The sequence below is a fragment of the Sphingobium sp. AP49 genome, assembly GCF_000281715.2.
Classification (GTDB): domain Bacteria; phylum Pseudomonadota; class Alphaproteobacteria; order Sphingomonadales; family Sphingomonadaceae; genus Sphingobium.
On the sequence record NZ_CP124576.1, the window covers coordinates 225,020 to 238,534 of the forward strand.

At 65.8% G+C, this 13,515-nt stretch carries 13 protein-coding genes; 7 read left to right on the forward strand and 6 right to left on the reverse strand.

Features of this window, described 5'->3' with window-relative positions; translation table 11 throughout:
• Positions 1 to 52: 52 nt before the first annotated feature.
• Both PMI04_RS01060 and PMI04_RS01065 read right to left on the reverse strand, forming a co-directional pair.
• A complete protein-coding gene (locus tag PMI04_RS01060) occupies positions 53 to 817 on the reverse strand; it encodes an SDR family NAD(P)-dependent oxidoreductase (RefSeq protein ID WP_004209342.1) in 765 nt (254 codons plus the stop codon).
• A 17-nt stretch (positions 818 to 834) separates the two neighbouring features.
• Positions 835 to 1,662, reverse strand: a complete 828-nt coding sequence (locus tag PMI04_RS01065; RefSeq protein ID WP_007708767.1) for an IclR family transcriptional regulator — start codon at positions 1,660 to 1,662, stop codon at positions 835 to 837.
• A gap of 134 nt (positions 1,663 to 1,796) precedes the next feature.
• On the opposite strand from PMI04_RS01065, the gene rhmD reads away from it, so the two are divergent.
• The 7 genes from rhmD (at position 1,797) to PMI04_RS01100 (ending at position 8,634) form a co-directional block, all read left to right on the forward strand.
• Positions 1,797 to 3,017 carry an L-rhamnonate dehydratase gene (gene rhmD / locus PMI04_RS01070; RefSeq protein ID WP_007708765.1) on the forward strand — a complete coding sequence of 407 codons (1,221 nt, stop codon included), beginning with the start codon at positions 1,797 to 1,799 and terminating at the stop codon, positions 3,015 to 3,017.
• 27 nt (positions 3,018 to 3,044) lie between these two features.
• On the forward strand, positions 3,045 to 3,902 hold the full coding sequence (locus PMI04_RS01075; protein WP_007708755.1) for a fumarylacetoacetate hydrolase family protein: 858 nt from the start codon (positions 3,045 to 3,047) through the stop codon (positions 3,900 to 3,902).
• On the forward strand, positions 3,899 to 4,648 hold the full coding sequence (locus PMI04_RS01080; protein WP_004209347.1) for an SDR family NAD(P)-dependent oxidoreductase: 750 nt from the start codon (positions 3,899 to 3,901) through the stop codon (positions 4,646 to 4,648). The genes PMI04_RS01075 and PMI04_RS01080 overlap by 4 nt, the downstream gene beginning before the upstream one ends.
• A gap of 177 nt (positions 4,649 to 4,825) precedes the next feature.
• Positions 4,826 to 5,728 carry an amidohydrolase family protein gene (locus PMI04_RS01085; RefSeq protein ID WP_007708752.1) on the forward strand — a complete coding sequence of 301 codons (903 nt, stop codon included), beginning with the start codon at positions 4,826 to 4,828 and terminating at the stop codon, positions 5,726 to 5,728.
• On the forward strand, positions 5,725 to 6,789 hold the full coding sequence (gene rhaT, locus PMI04_RS01090; protein ID WP_007708750.1) for an L-rhamnose/proton symporter RhaT: 1,065 nt from the start codon (positions 5,725 to 5,727) through the stop codon (positions 6,787 to 6,789). The genes PMI04_RS01085 and rhaT overlap by 4 nt, the downstream gene beginning before the upstream one ends.
• On the forward strand, positions 6,789 to 7,829 hold the full coding sequence (locus PMI04_RS01095; protein ID WP_007708748.1) for a glycoside hydrolase family 43 protein: 1,041 nt from the start codon (positions 6,789 to 6,791) through the stop codon (positions 7,827 to 7,829). Before rhaT ends, PMI04_RS01095 begins: the two co-directional genes overlap by 1 nt.
• Complete coding sequence (locus PMI04_RS01100; RefSeq protein ID WP_007708745.1) at positions 7,816 to 8,634, forward strand: alpha/beta hydrolase; 819 nt, start codon at positions 7,816 to 7,818, stop codon at positions 8,632 to 8,634. The genes PMI04_RS01095 and PMI04_RS01100 overlap by 14 nt, the downstream gene beginning before the upstream one ends.
• 26 nt (positions 8,635 to 8,660) lie before the next feature.
• Here PMI04_RS01100 and PMI04_RS01105 read toward each other — a convergent pair whose 3' ends face one another.
• The 4 genes from PMI04_RS01105 to PMI04_RS01120 are packed head-to-tail and all read right to left on the reverse strand — an operon-like array spanning position 8,661 to position 13,449.
• Entirely contained in the window at positions 8,661 to 9,710 is a 1,050-nt protein-coding gene (locus PMI04_RS01105) for a LacI family DNA-binding transcriptional regulator (protein WP_007708743.1), read from the reverse strand.
• Between the two features lie 45 nt (positions 9,711 to 9,755).
• Complete coding sequence (locus PMI04_RS01110; RefSeq protein ID WP_007708741.1) at positions 9,756 to 10,721, reverse strand: hypothetical protein; 966 nt, start codon at positions 10,719 to 10,721, stop codon at positions 9,756 to 9,758.
• Positions 10,718 to 11,908 (reverse strand): SGNH/GDSL hydrolase family protein, encoded by a 1,191-nt coding sequence (locus tag PMI04_RS01115; RefSeq protein WP_007708739.1) that lies wholly within the window; start codon positions 11,906 to 11,908, stop codon positions 10,718 to 10,720. The genes PMI04_RS01110 and PMI04_RS01115 overlap by 4 nt, the downstream gene beginning before the upstream one ends.
• Positions 11,909 to 11,934: 26 nt before the next feature.
• A complete protein-coding gene (locus PMI04_RS01120; RefSeq protein ID WP_007708737.1) occupies positions 11,935 to 13,449 on the reverse strand; it encodes an MFS transporter in 1,515 nt (504 codons plus the stop codon).
• Positions 13,450 to 13,515: the final 66 nt, after the last annotated feature.

Sequence of the window (13,515 nt, forward strand, 5' to 3'; positions counted from 1 at the left end):
CCCGGATTGTCAGCCCGCTTCCCCGGTCGGTCGGCGAAGCGGGCAGGGTATCTTATTGCAGGTTCACATACATGCCGCCGTCGACCAGCAGCGCCGCGCCGGTGACATAGGCGGCCATGTCCGACGCCAGGAAGACGATCGGCCCGGCCAGGTCTTCGGGCGCGCCCAGGCGGCCGAGCGGCGTGCGCTTTTCCATATATTCGCGCTTCTCGACATCGGCCAGGTCATCCTTGTTGATCTCGGTCAGGATGGTGCCGGGCAGCACGCTGTTGCAGCGAATGCCATATTTGCCCAGCGCAATGGCTGTGGACTGCATCAGCGAATGCACGCCGGCCTTGGTCGGGGTGTAGTGCGTCTGGAACTCGCCGCCGACCAGCGCGGAGATGGAGGAAACGGCGACGATCGACCCGCCATGGCCCTGTTTCACCATCTGCTGCGCGGCCGCCTGCACCATGAAATAGGCACCGTGCAGATTGACCTTGAAGGTGCGCTCCACCACGTCGACCGGCATGTCGAGGAAGCCGTGGAACGGGCAGATGCCGGCATTGCTGACCATCACGTCGACCTTGCCGAACGCCTCGACCGCCTTGGCGACGAAGTCCTGCGCGGTCTGCGGATCGGCGACATCGCCCTTCACCGCGATCGCGCGCTGGCCCAGCGCCTCGATCTCGGCGACGCAACTGGCGGCCGGGCCATCGCTATGGGCGTAGTTGATGACGACGTCGGCGCCATGCTGGGCGGCGCCGATGGCGGCCGCCCGGCCGATGCCGGTCGATGCGCCGGTGACGAGGACGGTCTTGCCTTCAAGCAGCTTCATGCGAGCATTTCCTTGGATTAGCGCCGCAGCGGGCGGCGGGGGGATTTGACGCCGGGGGTCCAGCCCAGATCGGCGCTGACCTTCTGCGCGGCGGCGCGGACCTCGTCGCTCAGCGATGCCATGCGCTCATCGTCCATATATTGGGCGGCGCTGGACAGGCTGATGGCGGCGACGATCGCGCCCGACGCATCGCGGATCGGCGCGGCGACGCAGCGAATCTGGTCCTCATTCTCTTCCAGGTCGAACGCGCGCCCGGCCGCGACATAGCCGCGCATCCGCTCCAGCCACTGGGCCGGGTCGGCATCATGGGTGCCGTTCTCGCGCTCGCTTTCCAGCAGCCGGGTCCAGCCCGCCTCCGGATCGTCCAGCATCAGCGCCTTGCCCAGGCCCGTCGAGGTCAGCGGATGGCGATCGCCGATCCGGCTCGAAATCTCGACCCGGCGGCGGCCGGGTATCTTGTCCAGATACAGCGCCTGGTCGCCGTCCAGCCGGCCCAGATGCACCACATCCTCGCTCGCGGCGGCCAGCGCTTCCAGATGGGGGCGGGCGATCTGCACCACGTCGGCCTGGCTCTGCGCCAGAAAGCCGAGCTGCAGCAGCTTGGGGCCAAGCTGATAGCCCTCGCGCGGCAGGAAGGTCAGGAAACCGCGCTCGACCAGCGCATTGGCGAGGCGATGGGTGGTGGAGCGCGTCAGGCCCATGCGCTCGGACAGATCGGCGAGCTTCACCGGCCCGTCGATCACCTGGTCGAGCAGGTCCAGCCCGCGCTGAAGGGTCTGCGACCCCTGCGTCTTCGACTTTTCCTCTCGCGGACCCGATTCCGGGTTTGACGTATTTTGTCTCATCTACTAACACTCTATCCCACAAAATGAGAAAAACAAGGGTGTAGGAGAGGCCGGACGCGATTCTTCCCCTCAACTGCCCCACGTTGTGCGCATTTTGTCCATATGGTGGAAGTGTTATTGCCCATCCCCTTGCGATGGGTCTGGCCCAAGGGAGTTTCAGCGTGCCCATCGTGACGTTGCCGAAGATCAAGCATGTCCGCGCCTTCACCGTGCGCGGCGGCGGTGCCGATTATCATGACCAGGGCGAAGGCCACTGGATCGACGATCACATCGCGACGCCGATGTCGAAATATCCCGAATATCGCCAGTCGCGCCAGAGCTTCGGCATCAATGTGCTCGGTACGCTCGTCGTGGAGATCGAGGCGGAGGACGGCACGATCGGTTTCGCCGTGACGACCGGTGGCGAGCCTGCCGCCTATATCGTCGAAAAGCATCTCGCCCGCTTCCTCGAAGGCCGGTCGCCGACCGACTATGAGAAGATCTGGGACCAGATGTATTTCTCGACCCAATATTATGGCCGCAAGGGCCTGGTCATCAACGCCATCTCCGGCGTCGACCTCGCGCTCTGGGATCTGCTCGGCAAGCTGCGCCAGGAACCGGTCTATCATCTGCTCGGCGGCGCGGTGCGCGACGAACTGCAATTCTACGCCACCGGCGCCCGGCCCGACAAGGCGAAGGAATTCGGCTTCATCGGCGGGAAGATGGCGCTGCACCACGGCCCGGCCGAAGGCATTGAGGGCCTGAAGAAGAATATCGCCGAGCTGGCCGACATGCGGTCCAAGGTCGGCGATGATTTCTGGCTGATGTGGGACTGCTGGATGGCGCTCGACGTCGACTATGCCACCCGCCTCGCCATCGCCGCGCATGAGCTGGGTCTCAAGTGGATCGAGGAAGCGATCAGCCCGGACGATTATTGGGGCTACAGCCAACTCAAGCGCAACGTGCCCAAGGGCATGCTGGTCACCACCGGCGAGCATGAAGCGACCCGCTGGGGCTTCCGCATGCTGATGGAAATGGATTGCTGCGACATCATCCAGCCCGATGTCGGCTGGTGCGGCGGCGTGACCGAACTGCTCAAGATCAGCGCGCTCGCCGACGCCCATGGCAAGATGGTCGTGCCGCATGGCTCGTCGGTCTACAGCTATCATTTCGTCATCACCCGTCACAACTCGCCCTTCGCCGAGTTCCTGATGATGCATCCGGGGCCGACGGAAGTGGTGCCGATGTTCCACCCGCAATTGCTGGGCGAGCCGGTGCCGGAAAATGGCCGCATGAAGGTGAGCGCGCTCGACAAGCCCGGCTTCGGCGTCGACCTGAACCCCGACATCGCGATGCACCGTCCCTATACTCACTGATCGCCTGAACAGAGAAAGACTGATCCCATGAAATTTGTTCGTTTCGGCCAGCGTGGCCAGGAAAAGCCCGGCGTGATCGATGCCGAAGGCAAGATTCGCGACCTGTCCGGCGTCGTCGCCGACCTGACGATCGAGAGCCTCGCCGCTGCCAAGGGCGTCGACATCGCATCGCTCCCCGTCGTCGATGGCGACCCGCGCTATGGCGTGCCGGTCAAGGGCATTGGCAAGATCGTCGCCATCGGCCTCAACTATGAGGACCATGCGATCGAATCCAACCTGCCGATCCCGACCGAGCCGATGATGTTCATGAAGGCGCTGTCGTCGCTCAACGGCCCCAATGACGAAGTGATGCTGCCCAAGGGCGCGACCCATGGCGACTGGGAAGTCGAACTGGGCGTGGTCATCGGCGAAACCTGCCGCTTCGTGTCGGAAGAAGACGCGCTGTCGAAGGTCGCCGGCTATGTCCTCGTCAACGACGTGTCGGAACGCTTCAACCAGAAGCAGCGCGGCACCCAGTGGAGCAAGGGCAAGGGCCATGACACCTTCTGCCCGGTCGGCCCCTGGCTGGTGACCGCCGACGAAATCGGCAACCCGCAGGATCTCGACATGTATCTCGACGTCAATGGCGATCGGATGCAGACCGGCAATACCAGGACGATGATCTTCAACGTCGCCCAGCTCATCTCCTATGTCAGCGAATATATCACCCTCTATCCCGGTGACCTGATGATCACCGGCACCCCTCCGGGCGTGGGCGAGGGCAAGAAGCCGCAAGCCGTCTATTTGAAGGCCGGCGACGTCATGGAACTGGGCATCGCCAAGCTGGGCAGCCAGAAGCAGAATGTCGTCGAATGGCGCCACCTGGGTGACGAGGTGCTCGGATGAGCGTCTTTTCCGGACGCTATGAAGGTCGCTGCGCCATCGTCACCGGTGGCGCCTCGGGCCTGGGCAAGCTGGTTGCCAAGCGCATCGTCGAAGAAGGCGGCAAGGTGGTCCTGTGGGATCTGAACGCCGACGCCCTCGCCGCCGCGAAGGATGAAGTCGGCGCGACCCATGTGGTTGCGCTCGACGTCTCCGATCAGGCCGCCGTCGCCGCCGCCGCCAAGGCAAGCGCGGATGCGCTCGGCAAGATTGACGTCCTCGTCTGCTCGGCCGGCATCACCGGCGCGACCGCCACGGTGTGGGACTATCCGGTCGACAGCTGGCAGCGGGTGATCGACATCAACCTGAACGGCCTCTTCTACTGCAACCGTGAAGTCGTGCCCTTCATGCTCGAAAACGGCTATGGCCGGATCGTCAACCTCGCCTCGGTCGCAGGCAAGGAAGGCAATCCCAATGCCAGCGCCTATTCGGCCAGCAAGGCGGGCGTCATCGGCCTCACCAAGAGCATCGGCAAGGAACTGGCGGGCAAGGGCGTGATCGCCAATGCGCTGACCCCGGCCACCTTCGAAAGCCCGATCCTGGAGCAGCTGCCGCAGAGCCAGGTCGACTATATGCGCTCGAAGATCCCGATGGGCCGGCTTGGCCTGGTCGAGGAATCGGCCGCCATGGTCTGCTTCATGGCCAGCGAGGAATGCAGCTTCACCACGGCGTCGACCTTCGACACCTCGGGCGGCCGCACCACCTTCTGATCCAAGCCTCTACGCGGCGCGACCGGCCATCCAAGAGCCCGGCGCGCCGCGATTTACGCCAGTCTCTCCCCCGTTCGCCCTGAGCCTGTCGAAGGGCAGGCTGAGCGAAGTCGAAGCCTTCGCTACGCTCAGCCCGAACGGAAAGGAGGCTGCTGAACTGTTCATGGGAGAGGACGCATGATCCCCTTTGTCGATGCCCATATCCATCTGTGGGATCTCCACCATATCCGCTACGACTGGCTGAGCCCGCCCTTTTCGGACGATGGCCCCAATGGCAGCGTCGAGCCGATCGCCCATGACTATGGCGTCGCACACTATCGCGAAGACCTCGCCCGCTGGAACGTCGTCGGCGCCGTCCATGTCGATGCCGGCGCCGCCGCGGACAGCGCGCTGCGCGAGACCCAGTGGCTCGACACGCTCGCGGCCGTCGACGGCCTCCCCACCGGTTTCGTCGCCTTCGCCGCCCTCAACGATCCGGATGTCGATGCGCTGCTGGCCGCCCAGGCCGCCCATCCCCGCGTCAAGGGCATCCGCCACATCGTCAACTGGCATAGCGACCCCCAGCGCACCTATGGCCCGGTCGACCTCACCGTCGATCCGCAATGGCAGGCGGGCTATGGCCTGCTCGCCAAGCATGGCCTCTCCTTCGACCTGCAATGCTATCCCGGGCAGATGCCGGGCCTCGTCCCGCTGATCGAGCGCCACCCGGACATCCCGGTCATCATCAACCATATGGGCATGCCGGTGCTGACCGACCCGGATGGCCTCAACGACTGGCGCCGGGGCATGAAGGCGCTCGCCGCGCTGCCCCATGTCGCGGTCAAGCTGTCGGGCATGGGCTTCATCCGCCGCGACTGGACGATGGCCGGCATCGCGCCGCTGGTGCATGAGGCGATTGACATGTTCGGGACGACACGCTGCGCCTTTGCCAGCGACACGCCGACCGACAAGCTGTTCGGCCCGATCGACCGTTACATGGAAGCCTATCACACCATCGTCTCGGATTTCCCCGAAGCCGATCGCCGCGCCCTGTTCGGCGGCAACGCCAATCGCCTCTATCGCCTGGGACTAGACCTATGACCCCCAATCCTCTGCTCGGCGTCCTCTTCCACTGGCTCGGCGGCTTTGCCTCGGCCAGCTTCTATGTCCCCTTCCGTGGCGTGAAGCGCTGGAACTGGGAGATTTTCTGGCTCACCGGCGGCATCTTCTCCTGGGTGATCGCGCCCTGGTTCTTCGCTTCGGTCCAGACCAACGACCTGATGGGCGTGATGCACCAGGTGCCCTCGTCCGTCGTCGGCTGGTGCATCTTCTTCGGCTTTCTCTGGGGCTTTGGCGGCCTCACCTATGGCCTCACCATGCGCTATCTCGGCCTCTCGCTCGGCATGGCGGTGGTGCTGGGCCTCTGCACCGTCTTCGGCACGCTGATCCCGCCGATCTTCGACGGCACCTTCATGACACAGATTGCCGGCACCCTGCACGGCCAGATCGTCCTGCTGGGCCTTGCCGTCACCGTGCTCGGCATCGTCGTCGTCGCCCGCGCCGGCGCCCGCAAGGACGAGGCGCTTTCGGCCGAGCAGAAGGCCGCCGCCGTCGCCGAGTTCGATTTCAAGAAGGGCATCGCCGTCGCCATCTTTTCCGGCATCATGTCGAGCTGCTTCGCCTTTGGCCTGGCGGCGGGCGAACCGATCAAGGCGCTGTCCGCGGCGGCCGGGACCGGGCCGCTATGGACCGGCCTGCCGACGCTGTGCATCGTGATGTTCGGTGGCCTCATCACCAACGCGCTCTGGTGCGGCTGGTTGATCGCCAAGAACAAGTCGGCGGGCCAGTGGGCCGGCGCGCCCGACGCCAGTGGCCAGCGCCCGAAGCTCTTGCCCAATTTCCTGCTCTGCGCGGTGGCGGGCACGGCCTGGTATTTCCAGTTCTTCTTCTACACCATGGGCGAAAGTCAGATGGGCCGCTTCGGCTTCTCCAGCTGGACGCTGCACATGGCCTCGATCATCATCTTCGGCACCTGCTGGGGCTTTGCCTTCCGCGAGTGGAAGGATGCCGCGCCGGCGGTCCGCCGCATGGTGTGGAGCGGCGTCGGCCTGCTGATCTTCGCCACCCTCATCATCGGCTATGGCAACAGGCTGGCGAGCTGATGCGTCGCTGGCTCGCCGTCCTGCTGCTGACGCTCGCCGCCCCGGTGGCGGCGGCCGATGCGCCACTGCTGACCTCGCATCTGCGTATCCATGACCCCTTCGTCGTGGTGGAACAGGCGAGCGCGACCTATTGGCTCTTCTCGAAGAATGACCCGGCCGTCACCGGCGATCCGCGCATCGGCATCATGGCCTATGCCAGCAGCGACCTCGCCAATTGGCGCAGGCCCAGGCTGGTCTTCGCCCTGCCGAAGGACAGCTGGGCGAATGACGGCGGCTGGGCGCCGGAGGTGCATCGCTGGAAAGGTCGCTATTATCTCTTTGCCACCTTCCACAATGACAAGGCGGCGATCCCGGCCAGCGGCAAGCGCCCCAATTATCGCCGCGCCACCTTGCTGGCGGTGGCCGACCGGGTCGATGGCCCCTATCAGCTGATCAACAAGGGCCAGCCCGTCACCACGCCCAAGCTGATGACGCTCGACGGCACCCTCTATGTCGATCCGGCCGGCCAGCCCTGGATGGTCTATGCCCATGAATGGATCCAGACCGGCGACGGTCGGATGGAGGCCGTGCCGCTCAAGCCCGATCTGTCCGCTGCCGGCCCGCCGCAGCTGCTGTTCAAGGCCAGCGATGCCGATTGGGCGGTGGGCCAGAAGCAACCGGCCGGCGATGTCAGCTATGTCACCGACGGACCGGAACTGTTCCGCACCAAAACCGGCACCCTGCTGATGCTCTGGTCCAGCTGGGGCAAGACCGGCTATGTCCAGGCGCAGGCTCGCTCCAAATCCGGCACGATCGCCGGTCCGTGGGAACAGCTTGGTCCCCTGGTCGAGCAGGACAGCGGCCATGGCATGCTGTTCCACAGCTTCGATGGCAAGCTGATGCTGGTCCTCCACCGCCCGTTCAAGCGGGCGCTCGCCAAATTCTATGAGATGCGCGACGCCGGCGATCGGCTGGAGGTCGTGCGCGAGGCGGTCGAACTGGATGGCGAAGCCTATCCGACCCATGGCTGCCCGATGGGAGTGTCCGATGCTCGCTGCTGATCTGGTCTGGCCGCTGCGCGATGCGCCAAGCGGCGCCTTCGCCCTGGAAGACGCCAATGCCGCGCCCGAACAGGCGGTCGTCACCGCCGTCGATCGCCCGGTGCTGCTCGGTTATGTGCCCGACAGGCCCAATGGCCGCGCCATGCTTATCCTGGGCGGCGGCGGCTATGTCGCGCTGATGGCCGGACGCGAAGGGGTGCAGGTCGCGCAATGGCTGACCTCGCTCGGCTATCATGCCTTCGTCCTCATCCACCGCTTCCCCCATGCCGGCACCGGCCCGTCCGCGCCGCTCGACGATGCGCTCGCCGCGATGCGGATGATCCGCGCCTCCGGTCTGGCGCCCGATGGCATCGGCGTCGTCGGCCTCTCCTCGGGCGGCCATCTCGCCGCCTGCCTCGCCGCGCACTATCCGTCGATCTGGGGCGATGTCGCGCCACAGCGGCCCGATGTCATGGTCATCGGCTATGCGCCGATCTCCACCAATGCCAAGGGCCGCACCATCATCGCCGACAAGCCGCCCTTGCCGCCGGAAGAAAAACAGGCGCTCTACGACGCACTTCAGCCCGACGCGCAATTGCTGCCCGACCCGCCGCCGGCCTTCATCGTCTATGCCGGCAATGATCCGGTGGTGCCGGTTGAAAACGCCCATCGCCTTAATCGCGCCTGGCAGGATGCGGGCGGCCGCGCGGAACTGCATATCTTCGCTGACGCCCCCCATGGCTTCGCGCTCGACACGCCGGATCAGCCCGTCTCGCTCTGGCCGCGCCTGTGCGAAGCCTGGCTCAGACAGGTCGGCTTCCTGTAAGTTTCGCTGTCAGTTTTCGCGCTGTTCTAATGCCGCGCCGGCACCGCGTCGGACTGGCGCCGGATCAGCTGATAGTCCAGCTTCACCCGGCCCAGCGCTTCGCCGTCGGCGCCTTCGTCCTGGCTGCGGAAATGGGCGCCCAGCAGGCCGATCGCCTCGCGCGCCATGTCGCGGATCGGCTGGCGGATGGTGGTCAGCGCCGGCCAGATCGCGCTGGCCAGCGGCGTGTCGTCGAACCCGCACACCGTGACGTCGGCGGGCACGTTCAACTTGCGCTGATGCGCGACGGTGATGACGGCGGCGGCCATGTCGTCGTTGCAGGCGAAGATGGCGCTGGGCGGATTGTCGAGTTCGAACAAGCGTTCTGCGGCATCCAGGCCGGCGCGGAAGGAAAAGTCGCCCGGCACGATCCAGCGTTCGTCCAGCGCGATCTCGCGGTCGGCCAGGCAATCGCGAAAGCCCTGCAGCCGGCGGGCGCTGGCCCGGTGGCGGGGGTTGCCCTCGATGAAGCCGATCCGCTGATGGCCCAGGTCGACAAGGTGCCGGGTCAGGTCATAGGCCGCGTGCCGGTCGTCCGTCCCCACGGCCAGCATGCCGGGCACCTCGCCGTCGGGCGCGATGCCGACCACGGCGATGTCACGCGCCTGCAGCGCCTCGACCAGCTCGGCCCAGTCGCACAGCGGCGGCGGCAGGATGACGCCGGCGACATGCGCCTTCGACACCTGGTCGACGATTTCCTGGGCAAAGGCACCGGGCGCGCATTGCTCGACCACCAGATGCAGATGGCGCTGCGGCGCTTCGCCCAGCGCGCCGAGCAGCAGCTCGCCCAGATAGGCCGATGTCGTCGAATTGCTATGCAGCAATGCCACCCGCCGGTCGGCGCTGCCCACCAGCGCGCGGGCCGACGCATTGGGCACATAGCCCAGCTCCCTGACCGCCTGCTCGACCGCCTGTTGCGACTTGGCGCTGACCAGCGCCTTGCCGTTGATCGCGCGCGACGCGGTCATCATCGACACGCCGGCGCGGGCGGCGACCTCGCGGATGGTGGGCGGCTTCTTCTTCGCGTTCTTTTGCATCCCCCCGGTCCTAGCCGCTTTTCACGGCCAGGAAAATCGCGGCGATCAGGGCTTTAGTTGGACATGCGTGGGCGCATCCCGATCGACGCTGATAATGCCGTCCTTCTCGGTCAGTTCGGCGATCTGCAGCACCGACCGCCGCTTCCAGTCGGGATTGGCCTTGGCTTCCTCCTCGCCCTCCTGGTGGACGAAATAGAGAATATAGGCGTGCTCCCCCGACACGATGATGTCGGGATGCTGGCCCTTGGCCCGGTCGGTCGGCGCCTTGCCCGGCGTCGCGAGGATATAGTCCGGCTGGCGCGTCCAGTGCGTCCCGTCGTCGGACCGCATCACCAGCAGCCCCTTCCACGCGTCGGAGATCAGCCAGTATCGGCCTTTCCAGCGGAACGCCTTCGGCCCTTCGCCCGGCGTGTCGGTCAGCCGGTCCTTGACGCTCCAGTGAACCAGGTCGCTGCTGTCGGCGGTGCGGATCGCCTTGTTCATACGCTCGTCGTTGAAGAACAGCCGATAGCCCCCGCCCGGCAACGCCAGCACGCTGGCGTCGATCACCCGGTCGGAGCCGAGGTCGAGCCGCTCGCCACAGGTCCAGCTTTTCAAATCCGGGCTGGTCAGATGGACAATGAAGCGCGGCGCATTCCAGTCGCGATAGACGCCCGGCACCACCGTCAGCCACATATGCCACTGGCCTTCCAGCCACTGAACCTCGGGCGCCCACAGTGTCTCGCCGGTGCAACTGGTCGGGATCGTCGCGGTGCCGCTATAACGCCACTTCGCGCCATCCTTCGACCGCGCCGTGCCGATCGCCGTGCCATGGACCCAGCGGACATCCTTGGCGTCCTCTTGCCGCAGGTCGGCGCGGCGATTGGTGTAGAACATCACCCATTCGCCGCTCTTGCGGTCATAGACGGTCGATGCATCCGCCGCACCATCATGCACCGGATCACGCAACAGCGGCTTGGGCGCCACCGGCCCGCTCGCGGCGGCGGCCATCAACAGCAGCGACGCGATCATTTGAACAGCCTCAGGTCGAACGCATCGGCCATGACGCGGAAGCCTTCATCATTGGGGTGCAGCGCATCGCCGACATCATAGGGCTTGGCCATGCGCGACGGATCGGCCGGGTCGGCCACCGCCTTGGCCAGGTCGACGAAGCCGTCGGCCTCCTTGGTCGTGCGGATCCAGTCATTGACGGCGATCCGCACCGCATCGCCCTCCGCGCTCCAATAGCCCGCGCCCTTATAGGGCAGGATGGTCGCCAGAATGACCTTGATATTGCGGTCATGCGCCCGCGCGATCATCTGGCGATAGGCGCCGATGACGGTCTGTGGCGTCAGCATCGGGCGCTTGTCGCGCGCCGCCCCGCCCAGGTCATTCACCCCTTCCAGGATGACGACATGGGTGACGCCCGGCACCGCCAGCACGTCGCTGTCGAACCGCGCCAGCGCATTATAGCCATCCGCCTCGCTCAGCAGCCGGTTGGCGCTGATCCCGGCATTTGCAACGCCGACGCTCTTGCGGCCCGCCTTCTGCAGCCGCTCGGCCAGCAGATCGGGCCAGCGCCGATTGCTGTCTGGGGTGGCGCGCACGCCATCGGTGATGGAATCGCCCAGCGTCACGATCGCCGTGCCGCGCTTGGCATTGTCGACCTCGACCGCGGAAATCACCACGCGCGGCCCAATGACGGTCGGGCTGGTCAGCGTCTGCGCGCCGGTCTGGTCGCCCGGCGCGGTCCAGGTCGTCGCTGCCGAATAGCTGTGCACGGTCGCATCCGCCGCGCCCTGCGGCAAATGGATGGAAATGGTGATCCGGGTCAGCGGCTTCACCGTCAGGTCGATCGGATCGCTCAGCAGCGGTGCGCGTGCGGGAATGGTTGCGCCCTGCGCCTGGTTGAAGGTCACGACATGGTCGCTCCCCGGCACGATCGCGCCATTATCGCCGGCCAGCGCGACATGCACGCTGCCCACCAGCAGCGGATTGACCGACATCTCGTTCGACAGGCGGATGCGGATGCGCTGCCCGCCGCTCGACAGGCGCACGACCTGGCGGACGGTGCGGTCGTTGAGATCGGGATGCTTCTCGGGCGGGGCGCGGTTGACCAGCGGCGCCGCCATCCAGCTGCGCGACCAATATTGGGCCTGCGCCGGCGTCGCGGCAACCATCGCCAGCAGCGCCGCACCCAGCAACATCCTCTTCGCCATGCCCTCGCCCTTTCTTGTTGTGTCTCTTATTGCGCGACCGGGTTGCGGCCCCACAACTGGTCATAGCGCCAGCCCGACAGATCCTCGACCACTTCGGCCGCGACCGGCGACGTCGGCGTGCGCGCACCGCTGCGCAGATGCTCGATCTCGCGCATCAATATATCGTGCGTCGCCGGGCTCAGGCGGAATTTGGTCGAAACCCAGATGCCCAGCCCCAGACAGCCGACCGTGCCGACGCCCAGCAGCAGCGCCATGGTCAGGATCGCGCCATGGCTCTGTTCCGCCGCGCCCGACACGAAGCCGCCGGCCTGCATGATGAAGCCCACGCCCGCGACGGCGGCCGCCTGCGTCGCCTTGCGCACGAAGGTCATGACCCCGGCAAAGCTGCCCTCGCGGCGCTGGCCGGTCACGATCTCGTCGACATCGGCCATATAATTGTAGGTCGCCCAGGGAATATAGTTGAGCGCGCCGCGACCCAGGCCGCACAGGATGATCGGCAGCCAGATCCACGGGCTGGTCGCCGGCACGCCCGCAAACCACAGGCCGATCAGCGTCAGGCAGCCGACCGCGAAGTCGGCGGCGGCGACCTGATAGGCCTTGGCCGGCGACGCCCGCAGCGCCAGGTTGATGGCGATGATCACCGCCACGAACTGGACGATATACATGGTGCCCAGCAGGCCCGACGCGATCGCCGTCGATCCGGCCAGCGCGAAGATCACGAAGAAGGTGAAGGCCGCGTTGAAGATGTCCTGGCTGATATAGCCGCCCAGATACATGCCCAGGTGCAGGCGGAAGGCGCGGATGCGCATCGTGGAAAACAGGTTGCGGTAGAGCGCCTTCAAGGCCTGTCCCGGCCCGCCCGCGCCGACCGGATGCTGGCCGATCGCCTCGGCCGATCCGGGCAGATGCCGTTCCCAGCTGAACAGGTAGAGCAGCCCCGCCGTCAACATGAACAGGGCGGCAAAGATGATGCCCATGTAGAAGAAGGTGTCGGCGCTGTCGCGGCCCAGCGCGTTGATCAGCCACAGCGGCAGGAAGCCGGCCAGGATCGCCGATGCCTGACCGAACAGGATGCGCGACCCGGCGAACTTCGCCTTGGTGCGATAGTCGGTCGACATTTCTGCGGCCAGGGTCTCGAACGGAATGATCTCCATCGCATAGACCAACTCGAACAGCACATAGCTGACCAGATAATACCAGAAGCCCTGACCCGGCAGCCACATCAGCGCGAAGCTCGGCAGCAGCGGGATCGCTGCCAGGATGAAGAAGCGGCGGCGGCCGAACTTGCGGCCCAGCCAGGTGCCGCCGAAATGGTCGGAAATATAGCCGATCATGGGGGAGGCGAAGGCGTCCAGGATGCGCGCGACGGCAAAGATCGTCGCCGCCTGCCCGGCGCTGAGGCCACAGAATTGCGTGTAGAAGATCAGCACCCAGCCGGAAATGACCGCCATCGATCCCGCGCCCAGCACGTCGTTGGAGCCATAGGCGAGGTAATTTTGCAGGCGGACGGGACGCGCGGTGGATGGGGCAGTCTCGGGCAATTCAGGTCCTCCGCCTAGGGCAATGATCGGCGCTTGGGCTCTTGTTCTGACGCGCGCGGGCATACG